Origin of the sequence: Variovorax raffinosi, assembly GCF_051216615.1 — a bacterium.
Lineage (GTDB): Bacteria > Pseudomonadota > Gammaproteobacteria > Burkholderiales > Burkholderiaceae_C > Variovorax.
This window is the reverse complement of sequence record NZ_JBPJZR010000001.1, coordinates 1,106,572-1,123,751: the sequence shown is the minus strand read 5'-3', so window position 1 is coordinate 1,123,751 and position 17,180 is coordinate 1,106,572. Positions and strand designations below refer to the sequence as shown.

At 66.5% G+C, this 17,180-nt stretch carries 18 protein-coding genes; 13 read left to right on the top strand and 5 right to left on the bottom strand.

From position 1 onward, the window contains the following. Window positions 1-29: 29 nt before the first annotated feature. From ACSFB7_RS05340 to ACSFB7_RS05330, 3 genes are all read left to right on the top strand, one after another. Window positions 30-308 (top strand): hypothetical protein, encoded by a 279-nt coding sequence (locus ACSFB7_RS05340; protein WP_435467746.1) that lies wholly within the window; start codon window positions 30-32, stop codon window positions 306-308. A gap of 64 nt (window positions 309-372) precedes the next feature. Further along, window positions 373-615 (top strand): hypothetical protein, encoded by a 243-nt coding sequence (locus tag ACSFB7_RS05335; protein WP_435467744.1) that lies wholly within the window; start codon window positions 373-375, stop codon window positions 613-615. A gap of 38 nt (window positions 616-653) precedes the next feature. Next, window positions 654-1,121, top strand: a complete 468-nt coding sequence (locus ACSFB7_RS05330) for a hypothetical protein (RefSeq protein ID WP_435467742.1) — start codon at window positions 654-656, stop codon at window positions 1,119-1,121. On the opposite strand, the gene ACSFB7_RS05325 is transcribed toward ACSFB7_RS05330, so the two are convergent. Continuing rightward, entirely contained in the window at window positions 1,106-2,803 is a 1,698-nt protein-coding gene (locus tag ACSFB7_RS05325; protein ID WP_435467740.1) for an electron transfer flavoprotein-ubiquinone oxidoreductase, read from the bottom strand. The genes ACSFB7_RS05330 and ACSFB7_RS05325 overlap by 16 nt on opposite strands. 140 nt (window positions 2,804-2,943) lie before the next feature. Here ACSFB7_RS05325 and ACSFB7_RS05320 point away from each other — a divergent pair, with 140 nt between their 5' ends. The 4 genes from ACSFB7_RS05320 to ACSFB7_RS05305 all read left to right on the top strand — a co-directional run bounded on the left by ACSFB7_RS05320 (window position 2,944) and on the right by ACSFB7_RS05305 (window position 5,926). Further along, a complete protein-coding gene (locus tag ACSFB7_RS05320; RefSeq protein ID WP_435467738.1) occupies window positions 2,944-3,726 on the top strand; it encodes an SDR family oxidoreductase in 783 nt (260 codons plus the stop codon). Window positions 3,727-3,908: 182 nt separating this feature from the next. Then, window positions 3,909-4,799 carry a DMT family transporter gene (locus tag ACSFB7_RS05315; RefSeq protein WP_435468088.1) on the top strand — a complete coding sequence of 297 codons (891 nt, stop codon included), beginning with the start codon at window positions 3,909-3,911 and terminating at the stop codon, window positions 4,797-4,799. Next, window positions 4,796-5,218 carry an acyl-CoA thioesterase gene (locus ACSFB7_RS05310; protein ID WP_435467736.1) on the top strand — a complete coding sequence of 141 codons (423 nt, stop codon included), beginning with the start codon at window positions 4,796-4,798 and terminating at the stop codon, window positions 5,216-5,218. The genes ACSFB7_RS05315 and ACSFB7_RS05310 overlap by 4 nt, the downstream gene beginning before the upstream one ends. 6 nt (window positions 5,219-5,224) lie before the next feature. Then, window positions 5,225-5,926, top strand: a complete 702-nt coding sequence (locus tag ACSFB7_RS05305) for a M949_RS01915 family surface polysaccharide biosynthesis protein (RefSeq protein ID WP_435467734.1) — start codon at window positions 5,225-5,227, stop codon at window positions 5,924-5,926. An 11-nt stretch (window positions 5,927-5,937) separates the two neighbouring features. Here the strand turns inward: ACSFB7_RS05305 and ACSFB7_RS05300 are convergent, their stop codons facing one another. Both ACSFB7_RS05300 and ACSFB7_RS05295 read right to left on the bottom strand, forming a co-directional pair. After that, complete coding sequence (locus ACSFB7_RS05300; protein WP_435467732.1) at window positions 5,938-7,290, bottom strand: sensor histidine kinase; 1,353 nt, start codon at window positions 7,288-7,290, stop codon at window positions 5,938-5,940. After that, window positions 7,287-7,961, bottom strand: coding sequence for a winged helix-turn-helix domain-containing protein (locus tag ACSFB7_RS05295; protein WP_435467730.1), 675 nt, complete (start codon window positions 7,959-7,961; stop codon window positions 7,287-7,289). The genes ACSFB7_RS05300 and ACSFB7_RS05295 overlap by 4 nt, the downstream gene beginning before the upstream one ends. A gap of 142 nt (window positions 7,962-8,103) precedes the next feature. Here ACSFB7_RS05295 and ACSFB7_RS05290 point away from each other — a divergent pair, with 142 nt between their 5' ends. The 3 genes from ACSFB7_RS05290 (at window position 8,104) to ACSFB7_RS05280 (ending at window position 11,186) form a co-directional block, all read left to right on the top strand. Then, entirely contained in the window at window positions 8,104-8,808 is a 705-nt protein-coding gene (locus ACSFB7_RS05290; RefSeq protein ID WP_435467728.1) for a phosphatase PAP2 family protein, read from the top strand. Continuing rightward, on the top strand, window positions 8,795-9,364 hold the full coding sequence (locus tag ACSFB7_RS05285; protein WP_435467726.1) for a phosphatase PAP2 family protein: 570 nt from the start codon (window positions 8,795-8,797) through the stop codon (window positions 9,362-9,364). The genes ACSFB7_RS05290 and ACSFB7_RS05285 overlap by 14 nt, the downstream gene beginning before the upstream one ends. Before the next feature lie 70 nt (window positions 9,365-9,434). Then, window positions 9,435-11,186 (top strand): phosphoethanolamine transferase, encoded by a 1,752-nt coding sequence (locus ACSFB7_RS05280; RefSeq protein WP_435467725.1) that lies wholly within the window; start codon window positions 9,435-9,437, stop codon window positions 11,184-11,186. A 304-nt stretch (window positions 11,187-11,490) separates the two neighbouring features. Here ACSFB7_RS05280 and ACSFB7_RS05275 read toward each other — a convergent pair whose 3' ends face one another. Further along, window positions 11,491-12,072: a peroxidase-related enzyme gene (locus ACSFB7_RS05275; RefSeq protein ID WP_093237232.1), complete on the bottom strand. Its 582-nt coding sequence runs from the start codon at window positions 12,070-12,072 to the stop codon at window positions 11,491-11,493. Between the two features lie 163 nt (window positions 12,073-12,235). On the opposite strand from ACSFB7_RS05275, the gene ACSFB7_RS05270 reads away from it, so the two are divergent. Genes ACSFB7_RS05270 through ACSFB7_RS05260 form a run of 3 tightly spaced genes read left to right on the top strand, consistent with a single transcriptional unit; the run spans window position 12,236 to window position 16,156 of the window. Next, on the top strand, window positions 12,236-12,988 hold the full coding sequence (locus ACSFB7_RS05270; RefSeq protein ID WP_435467723.1) for a gluconate 2-dehydrogenase subunit 3 family protein: 753 nt from the start codon (window positions 12,236-12,238) through the stop codon (window positions 12,986-12,988). Between the two features lie 13 nt (window positions 12,989-13,001). Next, window positions 13,002-14,774 carry a GMC family oxidoreductase gene (locus ACSFB7_RS05265; RefSeq protein ID WP_435467721.1) on the top strand — a complete coding sequence of 591 codons (1,773 nt, stop codon included), beginning with the start codon at window positions 13,002-13,004 and terminating at the stop codon, window positions 14,772-14,774. After that, window positions 14,771-16,156: a c-type cytochrome gene (locus ACSFB7_RS05260; RefSeq protein ID WP_435467719.1), complete on the top strand. Its 1,386-nt coding sequence runs from the start codon at window positions 14,771-14,773 to the stop codon at window positions 16,154-16,156. The genes ACSFB7_RS05265 and ACSFB7_RS05260 overlap by 4 nt, the downstream gene beginning before the upstream one ends. A 28-nt stretch (window positions 16,157-16,184) precedes the next feature. On the opposite strand, the gene ACSFB7_RS05255 is transcribed toward ACSFB7_RS05260, so the two are convergent. Then, window positions 16,185-17,072 carry an AraC family transcriptional regulator gene (locus ACSFB7_RS05255; RefSeq protein WP_435467717.1) on the bottom strand — a complete coding sequence of 296 codons (888 nt, stop codon included), beginning with the start codon at window positions 17,070-17,072 and terminating at the stop codon, window positions 16,185-16,187. Window positions 17,073-17,180: the final 108 nt, after the last annotated feature.

Genomic DNA, 17,180 nt, shown 5'->3' with positions numbered 1-17,180 from the left:
TTTCGTCTTTTCTTCCAAAGGACCCGTTGATGAGCAAAGTTGAAATGACCGGCCTGCAGGCGTCCACCGACGGCGTGCAGTTCACGGCCAGCACCGACGGTGCGCAGGGGCTCTTCCTGGTGCCGATCGACATCCTCTCGGACCTGGCCTGCTCGAGCATGGACTTCGACGACGAGATGATCGAGTCCTTCACCTCCCACGCCGACCTCATCGCGAAAGCGGTGGCGATGACCGTGGCTGAACGCGGCATGCCCGCGGACGGAGAGCGGGCCGAACTGCCGCGCAGCGGCTTTCCGAACCTGGACTGACACGGTCCGCCGCCTGCTTCGCCGCAGGCTCGTTCGACTCGACTTTCATCGACAGGAGACACGGATGTTCACGGTCATGGTCTTGTGGCTCGTTGCCGTGGCCTGGCTCGTGGCGAACGGCATGTACGCGCAGAAGCCTTCGCCGCGCTACCGGCGCAGGCGGACGTTGCTGTCGTGGATTTTTCTGGGTGGATGCGCGGGAGCGCTCGCCGGCCTGGCGGGCGCGGGCTTCTCGCTGCCCGGCGCCATCGTCGGCGCTGTCGTGGCGGGCCTGATCGCACGCAAGTTCGTCGCACCTGCTGCGTGAGTGGGCGGCGCCGGCGGCCGCTATACCCAGTTCAGGGGATGGACGCCATTTGCCAGTCAGCGAAACTGGCGCGCGCAAAACGCAAGCAGGCAGTGGCTGTATCACCGCTCATCTTCTTCCGGCAGGTGAGCTTCAGGCGCTGGCGTTGCAGGACGCACCAAGCCATCGGCCCGCAGTCCGCAATCCGTGTTCTGCCCCCTCGCGATTCAAACAACAACAAGGAAATATCTGTGCTCGGTCCCCACTGGAGCGGTGAAACGCTGCGCCCGGATGTGGCGACAGAAATCTCCGTCGATTTGCGTGGGGGTTGGTCGTGCGCGTTCTGCTTCAAGCAGACGGCCAGCGGCAGCTATGCGGGCGTCGCCGAGATCGCGCACCACGGCTACAGCAGGGGATCGCTCGTGATCATGCAGCAGCCCTCGCTGGACGCGGCGGTTGCGCGCGCCAAGCTGCGGGCCAAGCAGTTCGTCAGCTCACGGTCCCCGCAGGATCACATCCCCACGTAGTTCGGACCACCACCGCCTTCAGGCGTGACCCACACGATGTTCTGCGTCGGGTCCTTGATGTCGCAGGTCTTGCAGTGCACGCAGTTCTGCGCGTTGATCTGCAGGCGCTGCTTGCCGTCGTCGGTGCCCACGAATTCGTAGACGCCGGCCGGGCAGTAGCGGCTTTCCGGGCCGGCGAACTTCTCGAGGTTGACGTTGACCGGCACCGTCGCATCCTTGAGCGTCAGGTGGGCCGGCTGCTGTTCTTCGTGGTTGGTGTTGCTGATGAACACGCTGGAGAGGCGGTCGAAGGTGAGCTTGCCGTCCGGCTTCGGATAGGTGATGGGCTTGCACTCGGCCGCGGGCTTCAGGTACAGGTGGTCGGGCTTGTTGCGGCGCAGCGTCCATGGAATGTGGCCCTTGAGCAGCCACTGCTCGATGCCGTTCATGAAGGTCGCGACGAGCAGGCCCTTCTTGAACCAGGCCTTGAAGTTGCGCGCCTTCTTCAGCTCGGCGTGCAGCCAGCTCTTCTCGAACGCGGCCGGGTAGGCGGTCAGTTCGTCGTGCTGGCGGCCGGCCGTCACGGCCTCGAAGGCGGCTTCGGCCGCGAGCATGCCGGTCTTGATGGCGGCGTGGCTGCCCTTGATGCGGCTCACGTTCAGGTAGCCGGCTTCGCAGCCGACCAGCGCGCCGCCCGGGAACACGGTCTTGGGCAGCGACATCAGGCCGCCGGCCGTGATGGCGCGCGCGCCGTAGCCGATGCGCTTGGCCGGCTTGATGCCCTGGGCTTCGTCGCCTTCGAGGTACCAGCGGATGTTGGGGTGCAGCTTCCAGCGCTGCATTTCCTCGAACGGGCTCAGGTACGGGTTGCTGTAGTCCAGGCCGGTGATGAAGCCCATCGTGACCTTGTTGTCCTCCATGTGATAGAGGAAGGCGCCGCCGTAGGTGTCGCTCTTCATCGGCCAGCCGGCGGTGTGCAGCACGAAGCCGGGCTGATGGCGCTTGGGGTCGATCTCCCACACTTCCTTGACGCCCAGGCCGTAGGTCTGCGGGTCCTTGCCTTCGTCGAGCTTGAATTTGGCGATGAGCTGGCGGCCCAGGTGGCCGCGCGCGCCTTCGGCGAACACCGTGTACTTGCCCAGCAGTTCCATGCCGAGCTGGAAGTTCTCGGTGGGCTCGCCATCTTTGCCCACGCCCATGTTGCCGGTGGCGACACCGCGCACCGAGCCGTCTTCGTTGTAGAGCACTTCGGCGGCCGGGAAGCCGGGGAAGATTTCGACACCCAGGTTCTCGGCCTGTTGCGCCAGCCACTTGGTGAAGGTGCCCAGGCTGATGATGTAGTTGCCGTGGTTCTGGAAGCAGGCCGGCAGCAGGGCGTTGGGCGTGCGCAGGCCTGATTTTTCGCCGAGGAACACCATGGCGTCGTCGGTCACGGGCTGGTTCAGCGGCGCGCCCAGTTCCTTCCAGTCGGGCAGCAATTCGTTGAGCGCGCGCGGGTCCATGATGGCGCCCGACAGGATGTGCGCGCCGGGCTCGGAGCCCTTCTCGAGCACCACGACAGAGATCTCTTTTTCGTGCTGCGCGGCCAGTTGCTTGAGCCGGATCGCGGTCGAGAGGCCGGCCGGGCCGCCACCGACCACGACCACGTCGTATTCCATGGCTTCGCGAGGGCCGAACTGGGCGAGGATTTCGTCGTGGGTCATGTGGGTTGGGTCGATAATGATTTTTCGAGGCGCGGGGCATCCCGGGTTGCGGGGCATTTTATGCGGCGTCCACGGGCGGTCCGTGTCACTGTTGGACGGGGCTTCTTGCGTCACCTGCGCGACTCCACAGGATTCAGTTCATGGCTTACAGCATCGATCTCTCCGGCCGCGTGGCCTTCGTCACTGGCGCCTCCAGTGGGCTGGGTGCCCAGTTCGCAAAAACGCTGGCACGCGCCGGCGCCGCGGTGGTGCTGGCAAGCCGCCGCGTCGAGAAGCTCAAGGAGCTGCGCGCACGCATCGAAGGCGAGGGCGGCGACGCCCACGTGGTCGAACTGGACGTGACCGACATCGGCAGCATCAAGGCGGCCGTGGCGCGTGCCGAGACCGAGGTCGGCGCCATCGACATCCTGGTCAACAACTCGGGCGTGAACGTGCGCCAGCGGCTGCAGGACGTGACGCCCGACGACTACGACTTCATCTTCGACACCAACGTGAAGGGCGCCTTCTTCGTCGCGCAGGAAGTGGGCAAGCGCATGCTGGCACGCGCCGACGGTTCGGCGCCGGGCACCTACATCGGCGGGCGCATCATCAACATCGCCTCGGTGGCTGCGCTCAAGGTGGTGCCGAATCTCGGCGCCTATTGCATGGGCAAGTCGGCGGTGGTGCAGATGACGAAGGCCATGGCGCTGGAGTGGGGCCGCTTCGGCATCAACGTGAATGCGCTGTGCCCCGGCTACATCTCCACCGAGCTGAATGAAGAGGTCTGGACCACCGACGCCGGCGCCAAGCTGGTGAGCATGCTGCCGCGCAAGCGCGTGGGCAAGCCCGAAGACCTCGACGGGCTGATCGTGCTGCTGGCCAGCGGGCAAAGCCATTTCGTGAATGGCGCGGTCATCGCGGCCGACGACGGATTCGCGCTCTAACAAGGTATGAACGAACCCGCCATGCCCGCTCATCCCGCCCAGACACGCCCACTCGGCGTTGCAAATGCTCGCCATAGCCCGAGCTATGGCTGCGCTTTGCGCCTTGATTGGGCGCGCCTGGGCGGGCTGCTCGGCCACGCCAGATTCATCCATACCTTGTGACCCCGCGAGCCTGGATCGGCATTGCCGCCGGCCTGGCTGCAGGCGCGCTCTGGGGACTGACCTTCGTGGCGCCGCGCATGGTGGGCCACTTCGGCATGGTGGACATCACAGCCGCACGCTTCGCCGTGTTTGGCGCCGTCTCCGCGCTGGCGGTGTTCGGGCGGCCGGCTGCCGTGCGCTGGCCCAACGGGCGACAGGCGCTCGCGGCGCTCGGGCTCAGCGTGCTGGGCTTCAGCGGCTATTACCTGCTGCTGGCCTTCGGCATCGAGGCGGCGGGCACCGAGGTGCCCAGCCTCATCATCGGCACGATTCCCGTCTGGATGATGCTGCTCGGCCGGCCCGCGGGCCTGCGCATGCGGGCGCTGCTGCCGGGGCTGGTGCTGACCGGCGCCGGCATTGCGCTGATGATCTGGGGCGCCTGGTCGGCGCAGCATGGCGCGGATGGCGCAGGTGGCGCGCGCTTCGGCTGGGGCATCGCGCTGGCACTGGCCGCCATGGCGAGCTGGACCGTGTATGGCCTCCTCAACGCCGCCTGGCTGCAGCGGCACACGGAACTCAATGCCGCCGACTGGGCCAACTGGCTCGGCATCGCGACCGGCCTGGGCGCCTTGCTGCTGTGGGCGGTCGCGGGCAGCGACGTGGCCACGCTGCGGACACAGCCCGACGGCATGTTCTTCATCTGGATTGCGCTGGCCAGCGGCTTCGGCTCGTCGTGGCTGGCCACCATCCTCTGGAACGTGGCAAGCCAGCGTTTGTCTGCCAGCCTGTGCGGCCAACTGATCGTGAGCGAGACGCTGTTCGCCTTGCTCTATTCCTTCATTTGGGACGGCCGCTGGCCGCAGGCCACCGAATGGGTGGCGGCGCTGCTGTTCGTCCTGGGCATCCTGGCATCCATCAAGGCGCACCGATGAGAATCGAAATCCCCGAAAAGAAGAAGTTCGTGTTTGAAATGTCGATCCCCATTCGCTGGGGCGACATGGATGCGATGGGGCACCTGAACAACGGCACCTACTTTCGTTACCTCGAAACCGCGCGCATCGACTGGGTCCGCTCGCTCGGCATCGAGCCCAGGCCGGGCGGCGAGGGCATGGTGATCGTCAACGCCTTCTGCAATTTCTACCGCCAGATCGAATACCCGGGCGACGTGCTGCTCAAGATGTACGTGAGCGACCCGGGCCGCACCACCTTCGAGAGCTGGGCCACGATGGCGCGCGCCGAAGCGCCCGACGTGATCTGCGCGGCGGGCGGCGCCACCACCATCTGGGTCGACTTTCCGAAGCAGAAGGCGCTGCCGCTGCCCGACTGGCTGCGAACGGTGGTGAGCGAGTAGGGCGCGATGAGGCTGAAGAAAACCCTCGCGTTCGCATTCCTCGCGCTGTGGGCCGCCGGGAGCTGGGCGCAAGCGACCAAGGACGACAAGAACGAGTGCCCCGCCAACGCGCCATACCTCGGCGCCGACGCACTGAAGACGGCCGGCTTCGATCTCCCCGTGTTCAAGCGCTTTTGCTACACCGACAAGTCCGGCAGCTACGCGTTGCTGCTCGGCGAAAAGCAAGACCGGCCGTTTTCTTCGGAGCAACTGTCCTCCACCCTCCAGGCCGCGCTCTACAAGGTGGACGGCGGCAAGGTGCTGACGCGGCAATGGGCCATCCGCGACTTCGCCGGCAAAGACGACGGCGGCATCAACTTCCGCTCCAAACTCATCGAGCTGACCGACATCGACGGCGACGGACTGGTCGACCCCATCCTCGTGTACCGCTTCTTCCCTCTCGTCGATACCGACAGCATCAGCACCGACGACTTCTCGGGTGGTATCAAGATCGTCACCTTCCACAGGGGCAAGAAGGCGACCATTCACGCGATCACCGGCGACCTGGACGGCGACCGCAAGACCACCGCCAACAGCAACTACTTTGCGTTGCCGAAGGTGGTGCAGCAGCACCTGGTCAAGAAGATGGCAGCCATGTACCGGGGCAAGCAATTCGGCTTCGACAACTCCTACGATTTCGTGCCCAGGAAAGAGGCCGCCGGTCGCTGACGCGCCGCAGGTCAGGCCGGCTGCAGCACGATGCGCGCCTCGAAGCCATGCGCCGCACCCGCCGGCGGCGAGGCCAGTTCGAGCTTCGCGTTGTGCTTCTCGACGATCGTGCTCACGATCGACAGGCCGAGCCCGTAGCCCGTGCGGTCGGAGCCGTGCCGCGCGTGGCGCTGCTTCAGTTTCTGCAGTTGCGCTGCATCGACGCCGGCGCCGAAGTCGCGCACGGCGAGCGTGCAGGGCGCCATCACCTCGACCTGCACGCGGTCGCCGCCGTAGCGCAGGGCGTTCTCCACCAGGTTGCGCAGGGCGATCGCCAGCGCGTCGACATCGCCCAGCGCCACCGGTGCCGCGCTGTCGGGCACCCTGAGGGACAGGCGCTCGTTGGTTCGCGGGTCTTGCCAGAACTCCTGCACCACGGTGCCGGCGAGCTGGACCAGGTCGACCCGCGCGCGGGCCAGCGACGCCCCCGATTCCGCGCGCGAGAGCTGCAGCAGCTTTTCGGCGCGGTGGCTCAGCGTCTGCAGCGCATCGAGCGCGGCCTGCACGTCGTTGCGCCGCAGGTCGTGTTCCAGCGCGGTCTGCAGGCGCAGGCGGGCCGCGGCCAGCGGGGTTCGCAGCTCGTGCGCCGCGTTGGCGGCGAGCGCGCGCTCGACGTCCAGTGACTGCGACAGGCGCTCCAGCAGCCGGTTGACGTTGTCGCCCACCGAGCGCAGTTCCTGCGGCAGGCCTGGCAAGGTGATGGGGCGCAGGTCGGCGCCGTTGCGTTTTTCGATTTCGCCCGCGAGCTGCTGCAGCACGCGCAGCTCGGTGCGCGCGACGTTGCGCAGCACCAGCGCCAGCAGCGGCAGCACGGCGCCCAGCGGAATGATCAGGCCGAACAAGGTGCGGTTCAGCGCGCGGCGGCGTTCGTCGAGCGGGTCGGCCACCTGAAAGTACAGGCCCAGCGTGGGGTGCCGCACGGAGTAGATGCGCCAGGTCTGGTTGTTGGCGAAGCCGGCGGCCAGCGGCACGTCGAAGGCGCCGACGGGGGCCTCGGCCGAGCGCAGCAGCACATGCTCGTGGACGTCCACGATCTGGTACATCACGGCGTCTTCCGAGAACAGCTGCTTGGGCGCGATCAGCGGCGCCGCGGGCGCCTTGCCGTCGGTGTGCTGCAGCCGGTCGAGTTCCTGCACCGCCATCTCGAACATGCGGTGCGACACCTCGACCAGCTCGTTGTCGAAGTTGTGGTTGATCTCGCGGTCCACATACCAGACCACGGCCAGCACGCACAGCAGCCAGACGCCGCCGACCCAAACGATCAGCGTGCGGGTCAGGCGCCCGGCCAGCGAGTCGCGGCCGGGCATGGCTCTGGTCGAACTCATTCGTCCTCGTCCGCGGAGACCGACAGGCGATAGCCGAGGCCGCGCAGCGTCTGGATGTGGTTGCGCCCGAGCTTGCGCCGCAGGCGGCTGATGAAGACTTCGAGCGTGTTGCTGTCGGCTTCGTCGCCGAAACCGTAGAGCGCGGCGGCGAGGTTCTCGCGGGTATGGATGCGTTCGGGGCGGGTGGCCATCACGCGCAGCAGCGCCCATTCCTTCTGGGTCAGGGTGATGGGCGTGCCGCCCTTGCGCACCATGTCGTGCGACAGGTCGATCTCCAGCGTGCCGAGCTGCAGCACCGGCGAGCTGCTGGCGCTGCGCCGCCGCTCGACCGCGCGCAGGCGGGCCAGCAGCTCGGCCGGGTCGTAGGGCTTGATGAGGTAGTCGTCGGCGCCTGCGTCGAGGCCGCGGATGCGGTCGGTGACCTGGTCGCGCGCGGTCAGCACGATGACGATGGGGCGCTCGGGCAGGGCGCGCACCTGCGGCAGCAGCGAGAGGCCGTCGCCGTCGCCCAGGTGCAGGTCGAGCAGCACCGCCGCGTACTGCACCGAAAGCAGGGCGCCGCGTGCCTCGGCAAGGCCGGGCGCCACGTCGACCACGAAGGCCTTGGCGAGCAGGTAGCTGCACACGGCGTCCGCGAGGGAAGTGTCATCTTCGACCAGCAATATCCGCACGCCGTGTCCTTTTTGCAAAAAAAGAAGTCTAGCGCTGTCGAATTGCGGCCACCCCCATTGTCAGATTAGGCTCAGCCCCCTTCAGCTTATGTTCATTCCGTGAACGTAGGCTTACCGTTGTTTTCCTGTCCTGCCTTTGTCCATGACACGTTTCCCGAATTTCCGCCTGGGGGTCCTGACCCTGCTCGCACTGGTTGCATTGATGGTTTGGGACGTTCTGGGCTGGGACCTGCCGCTGGCACGCCTGGCGGGAACGCCCTACGGTTTTCCCTGGCGCGAGAACCCTTTCATGGTTCATGTCATGCATGAAGGCGCCCGGGACCTGAGCTGGATCGTCCTGTTCGTGCTGCTCGCCGCGATCCGCTGGCCGTTCGGCATCCTGCGCCGCCTGACCCGGGGCGACCGGGTGCAGATGGCGCTGACGGTGCTGGCCTCGGTGCTGGCCGTCAGCCTGATCAAGCAGGCCAGCCAGACCAGTTGCCCCTGGGATTTGAAGGAATTCGGCGGCGTGGCGCGGTATGTGTCGCACTGGTCATGGGGCGTCGGCGACGGCGGTCCCGGCGGGTGCTTCCCGGCCGGCCACGCCTCTGCGGCCTTTGCCTATCTGGGCGGCTACTTCGTGCTGCGCCGGGTGTCGCCCCGCGCGGCATCGATCTGGCTCGGCGTGGTGCTGGTCCTGGGGCTGGCGCTGGGCGTGACGCAACAGATGCGCGGCGCCCACTACACGAGCCACACCCTCTGGACGGCCTGGGTCTGCTGGGTCGTGGGCTTTGCCATCGACGTGGTGGTGACGCGCTTCAATCCGCGCATCCTGAAACCGGCAGTGCCCGCCCATGCAGGGTCTTGACGTCACCCTGTTCGGGCTGATCAACGCAGGCCCCTCGGTGCCTGCGTGGAGCCTGCAATTCGCCAGCTTCGCCTCCGACTTCCTGCCGGCGCTGCTGGCGCTGGCGGTCGGCGTGGGCGCGCTGTTCGACCGCCGCTGGCGCCACGTCTTCTTCACGGGGCTCGTCAGCGTCGTGCTGGTGTGGGTGATCGTGAACGTGTTCCGCTCGCTGGTTCCGATTCCCCGGCCCGCCTTCTACGGCCTGGGCATCCAGTGGGTGCCGCAGGGTATGCGCCCGGGTTTTCCGAGTCTGCATGTGGCCGGCACCTTTGCCGCGGCCTTCTCGCTGTGGTGCCTGCCATGGCGCGCGCCGATGCTGGCGGCGCTGGCGCTGGCCGCGGTGGTGGCATGGAGCCGCCTGTACCTGGGGCTGCACTTTCCCTCCGATGTGTTAGCGGCGATGATGCTCGGCGCGCTGGTGTCGCTCCTGGTGGAGCGCTACATCAGCCGCCCGTTGGCATTCAGTGTCAGCCGAAGCCCGCTGGTTCGCCGGCGATCCAGGGTCAAGCGTGTCTGAAGTCTCGGAATGAACCTGGAATCGATGGGCGGTTCAGGCTGCCTTCAGCCACCGTTCCTACATTAGTTGGATGTCTGTTTTGCGCATTGATCCGGTACCCGTCCAGCAAGGGAGCTTCTCCGAGCCCGATTCGCTGAATTCGTCAACCCCGCAGGCGTTCTGGCCGCGCCTGAACCGATGGCTGGACCGGCCGCGTTCGTTGCAGGCGGTCATCCTGTGGCTCAGCCTTTATCTGGTGCTGACCACCAACTGGCCGCTGTGGAACGAGCTGGCCCGCATCGGCGGTGCGCCGAGCACCTACATGCCCACCGTCGTTGCGATGAGCATGCTCACGCTGTGCGGCTCGGTGGCCATCCTGTCGTTCACGGCGTGGTCGCGCTGGCTGAAGCCGTTGTGGTTTCTCGTGGTCGTGCTGGCCGCCGTGGTGCAGCACTACATGCTCGCGTACCGGGTGGTGATGGACCCCACCATGATCGCCAACGCGCTGCAGACCGATCCGAACGAGGCGCGCGACCTGATGAGCTGGCGCATGGCCTTCAACGTGCTCGTGGTGGCGCTGCCCGCCGGATGGGCGTTGTGGCGGGTGCGCATCGCGCCGCAGCGGATCTTCTCGAAGCTCTGGCGCAACGTGGCACTGCTGTTGCTGGCCGTGGTCGTGGCGCTGGTCACCGTCGTGTCGATGAACCGGCAGCTTGCGCCGCTGATGCGCAACAACGTTCATCTGCGCTACATGATGAACCCGATCGCGAGCCTGTATTCCACCGCTTCCGTGTTCATCAAGCCGATGTTCAAGCACAGCGGCAAGCTCATTCCCATCACCGCCGGCACGACGCTGGGCGCAAGCTATGCGTCGCAGGCACGGCCGCCGCTGTTCGTGGTGGTGGTGGGCGAAACGGCGCGCGCCGATCACTTCGCCCTGAACGGCTACGCCCGCGACACCACGCCCGAACTGGCCAAGCGCGGCGTGCTGAGCTATCGCGAAGTGCGTTCCTGCGGCACCAACACGTTGGCCTCGGTGCCGTGCATGTTCTCGCCGTTGGGCAAGGAGGGCTACGAATCGCGCAAGGACGACTACGAAAACCTGGTCGATGTGCTGCAGGCCGCGGGTCTTGCCGTGTTCTGGCTCGACAACCAGGCCGGTTGCAAGGGCGTGTGCGAGCGCATTCCCAACGCCTCGGCTTTCGCGAACCTGGACCCTGCCACCAAGAAGGCGTTGTGCGACGGTGACGAATGCCTCGACGACGTGATGCTCAAGGGGCTCGACGAGCGCATTGCCGCGCTGCCGGCCGAGCGCCGCGCCAAGGGCATCGTGCTGGTGATGCACCAGATGGGCAGCCATGGCCCGGCTTACTACAAGCGTTCCGCGCCGGAGCTCAAGCGCTTCACGCCCGAGTGCAAGACCAACGCGCTGGCCGAGTGCGGCCATGCCGAGCTGATGAACGTGTACGACAACTCGATCGCGCAGACCGACCACTTCCTGGGCCAGACCATCGACTGGCTCAAGGCGCAGTCGAAGCAGTACGACCCGGCGTTGCTGTACGTGAGCGACCATGGCGAGTCGCTCGGCGAGTACGGCCTGTTCCTGCATGGCGTGCCCTACAGCTTCGCGCCCGATGCACAAAAGCACGTGCCGATGGTCACCTGGTTCAGCGAAGGCATGACCGAGCGCCGCAAGCTCTCGAAGTCGTGCATGGAGGCGGGGCTCGATGCGCCGCTCACGCATGACAACCTTTTTCACACGGTGCTCGGTGTGATGGATGTGGCCACGCCTACCTACAAGCCTGCCCTGGATGCACTGGCTTCGTGCCGGGCCAAGGGCTGAGCCTTGGTTTACGCTGGGCGTGATTCTTGACGCTGCTGTTCAGGGCGGCACTCACGCCGACACGGTGCTCTTTTTCGCGAATGTCCCCCGCTTCGCTCCTCCTTTATTTCGCGAAAAAGAGCCCCGTATCGACGTGAGCGCTCAGAGCGGTCGTTGATCAGCGCAAACCAGCAGCGTGCCCAGTGCGAATGACACCAGGTGTTCCCCGCAGCGAAATAAAGGAGGAGCGAAGCGGGGGACATTCGCGGAGGGGAGCACCTGGTGTCATTCGCACTCGCCCTGAATGACCCGGCGCCACGACAACTCACTTCTTCTCGCGCGGCAACCGCCCCATCAGGAAGAACTCGTTGTTGGGCTGCATGCCGCTGAAGCTCGCCAGACGATTGCTCAGGCCGAAGAAGGCAGTGATGGCCGCAATGTCCCAGATGTCCTCGTCATCGAAGCCGTGCGCATGCAGCGGTGGGAAGTCGCTGTCGTCGATCTCGTGTGAACGGTCGCAGACCTTCATCGCGAAGTCGAGCATCGCGCGCTGGCGCGGCGTGATGTCGGCCTTGCGATAGTTCACCGCCACCTGATCAGCCACCAGCGGCTTCTTTTCATAGATGCGCAGCAGCGCACCGTGCGCCACCACGCAGTACAGGCACTGGTTGGCCGCACTGGTGGTCGTGACGATCATCTCGCGGTCGCCCTTGGTCAGCGAGCCTTCCTCCTTCAGCATCAGCGCGTCGTGGTACGCGAAGAAAGCGCGCCACTCGGCCGGCCGGCGCGCAAGGCCGAGGAACACGTTGGGCACGAAGCCGGCCTTCTCCTGCACGGCGAGGATCGCGGTGCGGATGTCCTCCGGCAGGTCTTTGAGTTCGGCAAGGGGGTAGCGGGCTGCGGTCATCTTGTCTCCTGGTTTTTACGGTCTGTCGGGTGTTGAAAGGCCCCTGAAAGGGGCTGCGACGAATCCATCATAGGCAAGCCGCTTTCCTACACGGCATGGCGGGGATCACCGCCATGATGAAGGCTCGCACAACAACAAGGCGGCCCGTACCGCCCACAACGCGATGAAAGACGAGTCCTTTGCGGACCGGCGTGGCTTCCTGCGCCGATCCATCGCCATCGTGCCCGCCGCCACGGCCTTCGGTGCAGGCGGCATCACCGGCGTGACGCTGGCGCAAACCACCGCACCCGCACCCGCCCCGGCACCCAACCCCGCTGCAGCAGCCCCGCCCGGCGCACCCTACACACCGGTCTACTTCAACGCCACCGAATGGACGTTCATCCAGGCGGCGGTGGCCCGGCTGATTCCCTCCGACGACACCGGCCCCGGCGCCATCGAGGCCGGCGTGCCCGAGTTCATCGACCGGCAGATGGAAGGCGCCTTCGGCCATGCCGCCACCTGGTACATGCAGGGGCCGTTCGTCGAGGTGTCGCCGCTGTTCGGCTACCAGAAGAAGATGCCGCCGCGCGAGGTGTACCGCGCGGGCATCTCGGCCACCGACGTCTACTGCCGCAAGCAATACAGCGACAAGGCTTTCGCGCAGCTCACCGCGGTGCAGCAGGACGAGGTGCTCCGGGGGCTAGAGGGTGGCGGCATCGTGCTCGAAGGCGTGGGCGCCACCGACTTCTTCGGCTTCCTGCTGCAGAACACCAAGGAGGGCTACTTCAGCGACCCGATCCACGGCGGCAACAAGAACGCCGCGGCCTGGAAGATGATCGGTTTTCCAGGCGCGCGCGCCGACTACGCCGACTGGGTCGACCGGCCCGGCGTCAAGTACAACCTGCCGCCGGTGAGCATCGCCGGCCCGCAAGGCTGAAGGGCGCATCACCATGGCAAACATCAAGAAGCCAAGTGTCGATGCGGTGCTGGTCGGCTTCGGCTGGACCGGCGCGATCATGGGCATGGAACTCACTGCCGCCGGCCTGAAAGTGCTGGCGCTGGAACGCGGCGAAAACCGCGACACGCAGCCCGACTTTGCGTACCCGCGCATCACCGACGAGCTGAGCTACGGCATTCGCGGCAAGCTGTTCCAGAACCTCTCGCGCGAGACCGTCACCATCCGCCACACGCCGGCCGAGATCGCCGTGCCGTACCGGCAGCTCGCGTCCTTCCTGCCGGGCGACGGCGTGGGTGGCGCGGGCGTGCACTGGAACGGCCACCACTGGCGTCCGCTGCCCAGCGACCTGCGCATCCGCAGCAACTACGAAGAACGCTACGGCAAGAAGTTCATTCCCGAAGGCATGACCATCCAGGACTTCGGCGTGAGCTATGAAGAGCTGGAGCCGCACTTCGACCAGTTCGAAAAAATCTGCGGCACCTCGGGCAAGGCCGGCAACATCCGCGGCCAGATCCAGGCCGGCGGCAACCCCTTCGAGGGCGCGCGCGCCAACGAATTTCCGCTGCCACCACTGGCCTCGGTCAACAGCGCCAAGCTGTTCGACAAGGCCGCGCGCGAGCTGGGCTACCACCCGTTTCCGCAGGCGGCGGCCAATGCCTCGCGCGCCTACACCAACCCGCACGGCGCGCAGCTCGGGCCCTGCAACTTCTGCGGCTTCTGCGAGCGCTACGGCTGCTACATGTACTCGAAGGCATCGCCGCAAACCACGCTGCTGCCGGTGCTGATGAAGCGGCCCAACTTCGAGCTGCGCACCCGGTCGCATGTGCTGCGCGTGAACATGTCGCCCGACGGCAAGCGCGCCACCGGCGTTTCATACATCGACGCCGAGGGCAACGAGGTCGAGCAGCCGGCCGATCTGGTGGTGCTGTGCGCCTACCAGTTCCACAACGTGCGCCTGCTGCTGATGTCGAACATCGGCAAGAAGTACGACCCAGCGACGGGGCAGGGCGTGGTCGGGCGCAACTACGCCTACCAGCTCAACGGCGGCGCCAGCCTGTTCTTCGACAAGGACCAGCCGATGAACCCCTTCGTCGGCGCGGGCGCCAGTGGCACCGTGATCGACGACTTCGACGGCGACAACTTCGACCACGGCCCGCTGGGGTTTGTCGGCGGCGCCAGCATCAACTGCATCAACACCGGAGGCCGGCCGATCCAGCAACTGAGCCTGCCGCCGGGCGCGCCGAACTGGGGTGCGGGCTGGAAGAAGGCCGCGAAGGAAAACTACATCTACCAGGCCGGCGTCGGCAGCCAGGGCTCGGTGATGGCCTACCGCGACAACTACCTCGACCTGGACCCGACCTACAAGGACGTGCACGGCCAGCCGCTGCTGCGCATGACCTTCGACTGGAAGGCCAACGACCTCGCGATGACGCAGTTCATCGGCACCAAGGTCGAGCAGATCGCCAAGGCCATGGGGCCCAGGCAGATGAAGATGAATTTCCAGAAGGCCGGCGCGCACTACGACGTGCGCTACTACCAGTCGACCCACAACACCGGCGGCGCGCCGATGGGCACCGACCCCACCACCAGTGCCGTCAACCGCTTCCTGCAGGTATGGGGCGTGCCCAATGTGTTCGTGATGGGCGCGAGCGCATTCCCGCAGAACTTCGGCTACAACCCGACCGGCATGGTGGGCGCGCTGGCCTACTGGTCGGCCAGGGCGATCCGCGAGCAGTACCTGAAGAACCCGGGAGCGCTGGCATGAACGCGCGGCGTGTTTCCGCTGGCGTGGCCGCAGCCGTGGCATTGCTGTGCGTGGCCGCATGGGCGGTGGCGCAGAAGGCCGGAGAACCGGTGTCCGCAGCAGCCGCAGTCACGACCACCGCCGCTGCACCTGCAGTCACCACCGACCCCGTGCTCGAACACGGCCGCTACCTCGCCCGCGCCGGCGATTGCGTCAGTTGCCACACCGCTCCCGGCAAGCCGGCGTTCGGCGGCGGCCTGCCGATGAAGACGCCGTTCGGCACCATCGTCTCGACCAACATCTCGCCCGACCCCGAAGCCGGCATCGGCGCCTACACCGAAGCCGAGTTCGCACGCGCGCTGCGCGAAGGCGTCGCCAAGGACGGCCATCGCCTGTACCCGGCGATGCCGTACACCTCCTTCGCCCGCGTGAACGACGAGGACATGCATGCGCTGTTCGTCTTCTTCCGCAACGGCGTGCAGCCGGTGGCGCAGAAGCCGCCACCGACGAAACTGCCGTGGCCCTTCAGCATGCGCGGGCTGATGATGGGCTGGAACTGGCTCTATCTGGACAAGGGCGTCTACCAGCCCGACACCGCGCGCAGCGCCGAATGGAACCGTGGCGCCTATCTGGTGCAGGGCCTGGGCCATTGCGGCGACTGCCACACGCCGCGCAGCATGCTCGGTGGCGTGAAGGCGGCCACCGACAAGAAGGGCGAGCTGTTCCTGTCGGGCGCGATCATCGACGGCTGGTACGCGCAGCCGCTGCGCCACACCGACCGGCCGACCATGGCGCAGTGGTCGTCGGAAGACATCGTGCAGTACCTGCAGACCGGGCGCACCGGCCACACGGCCGCGTTCGGCGCCATGGTCGACGTGGTGCAGAACAGCACGCAGCACATGTCGACGCAAGACCTGCAGGCCGTGGCCAGCTATCTCCAGTCGCTCGGGGCCAAGCCTGATGCGCCGCCCGCGCCATCGCAGGCCTCGCTGGTCGCGGCCGCGCCGCAGCACCCGACCGCGCTGGCGCTGCGCAACGGCACCGTCGAGGGCAACAGCGGGGCGATGGTCTACCTGAACAACTGCAACGCCTGCCATCGCTCGGACGGCACCGGCGCCAACAAGACCTTTCCCGCGCTCGCGGGCAACAGCGTCGTGAATGCGAAAGACCCGACCTCGCTGATCCGCCTCGTGCTCGCGGGCTCGACCATGCCGAGCACCACGCAGGCGCCGTCGCCCATCGCCATGCCCGACTTCGGCTGGCGCCTGACCGACGCCGACGTGGCCAGCGTGCTGAGCTTTGCGCGTTCGAGCTGGGGCAACCAGGGCGAAGCGGTCACGGCCGCGCAGGTGGCCAAGGTGCGCGAGTCGCTGAAGCCGGTGGCGACGGCCAAGGCGAACTGAGGGTCGTTGGCGGGCAGGGTACTCGCGCTCAGGGCGCGTGCGTGGCCAGCAGCTTCTGCGCGTCGCGCCCTGGCGGCAGGCCGAACGCACGAGCGTATTCGCGGCTGAACTGCGTCGGGCTTTCGTAGCCGACCTCGAAGGCGGTCGAGGTGACGCTCTTGCCGCCGACCCGCAGCAGCGTGCGGGCCTGCAACAGGCGCACGCGCTTCTGGAACTGCAACGGGCTCAAAGCCGTGACGGCCTTGAAATGCCGGTGGAATGCGGATTCGCTCATGGCCGCCACCTGTGCCAACGTCTCGACCCGCAGGGGTTCAGCGAAGTCGCGGCGAATCCGCTGGATTGCCAGCGTCACGCGCGCGATGGCGCTGTCGGGGGAGGCAATGTCGCGCAGCATGCCGCCGTGCGGGCCCTGCAGAACGCGATAGAGAATCTCGCGCTCGTACACCGGCGCCAATGCCGGAATGTCCGCGGGGCGTTCCATCAGCCGCAGCATGCGAACCCACGCATCCATCAGTTCCGGGGTGACGGACACCACCGAGAAGCCGGCGCTCGTCTTCTCGGCGCAGGCAAATTCAGGCAAGTCGGCCATCAGGGCGCCGACCGTCGCCGGTGTCAGCGTCAGGGCGACGGCGAGGTAAGGCTCGCCGGTTTTCGCGGGCCGCACCGTGCCCACCGCCGGCAGCTCGACCGACATCACGAAGTAGCTGGCCGGCGAGTAGTGAAGGGTCTTGCTTCCCACCGTCATCGACTTGCTGCCCTGCAGGATCAGGTTGATCATCGGGTCGTACACGGCGTTCAGCTCGTGCTCCGGAATCTTGCCCTGCACCATCGACACGCGGGGGATGCCGGTCTCCGTCATCCGGTTCCTGGCCTTCGCCGATGCCAGCCGCCGAAGCTCTTTCAGTTGTTCTTCCATGGCTGGCATCACACCGCAAAGCCAACGGCGTCGCAAGTGCGAAAGCAGGAATAGGCAGGATCGAGGCAGGAAAGGGCAGGCCCGTGAAGCGCTCGCCACCTATCGTTG

Bases quoted from the DNA above. Each gene is read 5' to 3' on its own strand.
- ACSFB7_RS05340 (WP_435467746.1), top strand. From the start codon at position 30: ATGAGCAAAGTTGAAATGACCGGCCTGCAGGCGTCCACCGACGGCGTG.
- ACSFB7_RS05335 (WP_435467744.1), top strand. From the start codon at position 373: ATGTTCACGGTCATGGTCTTGTGGCTCGTTGCCGTGGCCTGGCTCGTG.
- ACSFB7_RS05330 (WP_435467742.1), top strand. From the start codon at position 654: ATGGACGCCATTTGCCAGTCAGCGAAACTGGCGCGCGCAAAACGCAAG.
- ACSFB7_RS05325 (WP_435467740.1), bottom strand. From the start codon at position 2,803: ATGACCCACGACGAAATCCTCGCCCAGTTCGGCCCTCGCGAAGCCATG.
- ACSFB7_RS05320 (WP_435467738.1), top strand. From the start codon at position 2,944: ATGGCTTACAGCATCGATCTCTCCGGCCGCGTGGCCTTCGTCACTGGC.
- ACSFB7_RS05310 (WP_435467736.1), top strand. From the start codon at position 4,796: ATGAGAATCGAAATCCCCGAAAAGAAGAAGTTCGTGTTTGAAATGTCG.
- ACSFB7_RS05305 (WP_435467734.1), top strand. From the start codon at position 5,225: ATGAGGCTGAAGAAAACCCTCGCGTTCGCATTCCTCGCGCTGTGGGCC.
- ACSFB7_RS05300 (WP_435467732.1), bottom strand. From the start codon at position 7,290: ATGAGTTCGACCAGAGCCATGCCCGGCCGCGACTCGCTGGCCGGGCGC.
- ACSFB7_RS05290 (WP_435467728.1), top strand. From the start codon at position 8,104: ATGACACGTTTCCCGAATTTCCGCCTGGGGGTCCTGACCCTGCTCGCA.
- ACSFB7_RS05285 (WP_435467726.1), top strand. From the start codon at position 8,795: ATGCAGGGTCTTGACGTCACCCTGTTCGGGCTGATCAACGCAGGCCCC.
- ACSFB7_RS05280 (WP_435467725.1), top strand. From the start codon at position 9,435: ATGTCTGTTTTGCGCATTGATCCGGTACCCGTCCAGCAAGGGAGCTTC.
- ACSFB7_RS05275 (WP_093237232.1), bottom strand. From the start codon at position 12,072: ATGACCGCAGCCCGCTACCCCCTTGCCGAACTCAAAGACCTGCCGGAG.
- ACSFB7_RS05270 (WP_435467723.1), top strand. From the start codon at position 12,236: ATGAAAGACGAGTCCTTTGCGGACCGGCGTGGCTTCCTGCGCCGATCC.
- ACSFB7_RS05265 (WP_435467721.1), top strand. From the start codon at position 13,002: ATGGCAAACATCAAGAAGCCAAGTGTCGATGCGGTGCTGGTCGGCTTC.
- ACSFB7_RS05260 (WP_435467719.1), top strand. From the start codon at position 14,771: ATGAACGCGCGGCGTGTTTCCGCTGGCGTGGCCGCAGCCGTGGCATTG.
- ACSFB7_RS05255 (WP_435467717.1), bottom strand. From the start codon at position 17,072: ATGGAAGAACAACTGAAAGAGCTTCGGCGGCTGGCATCGGCGAAGGCC.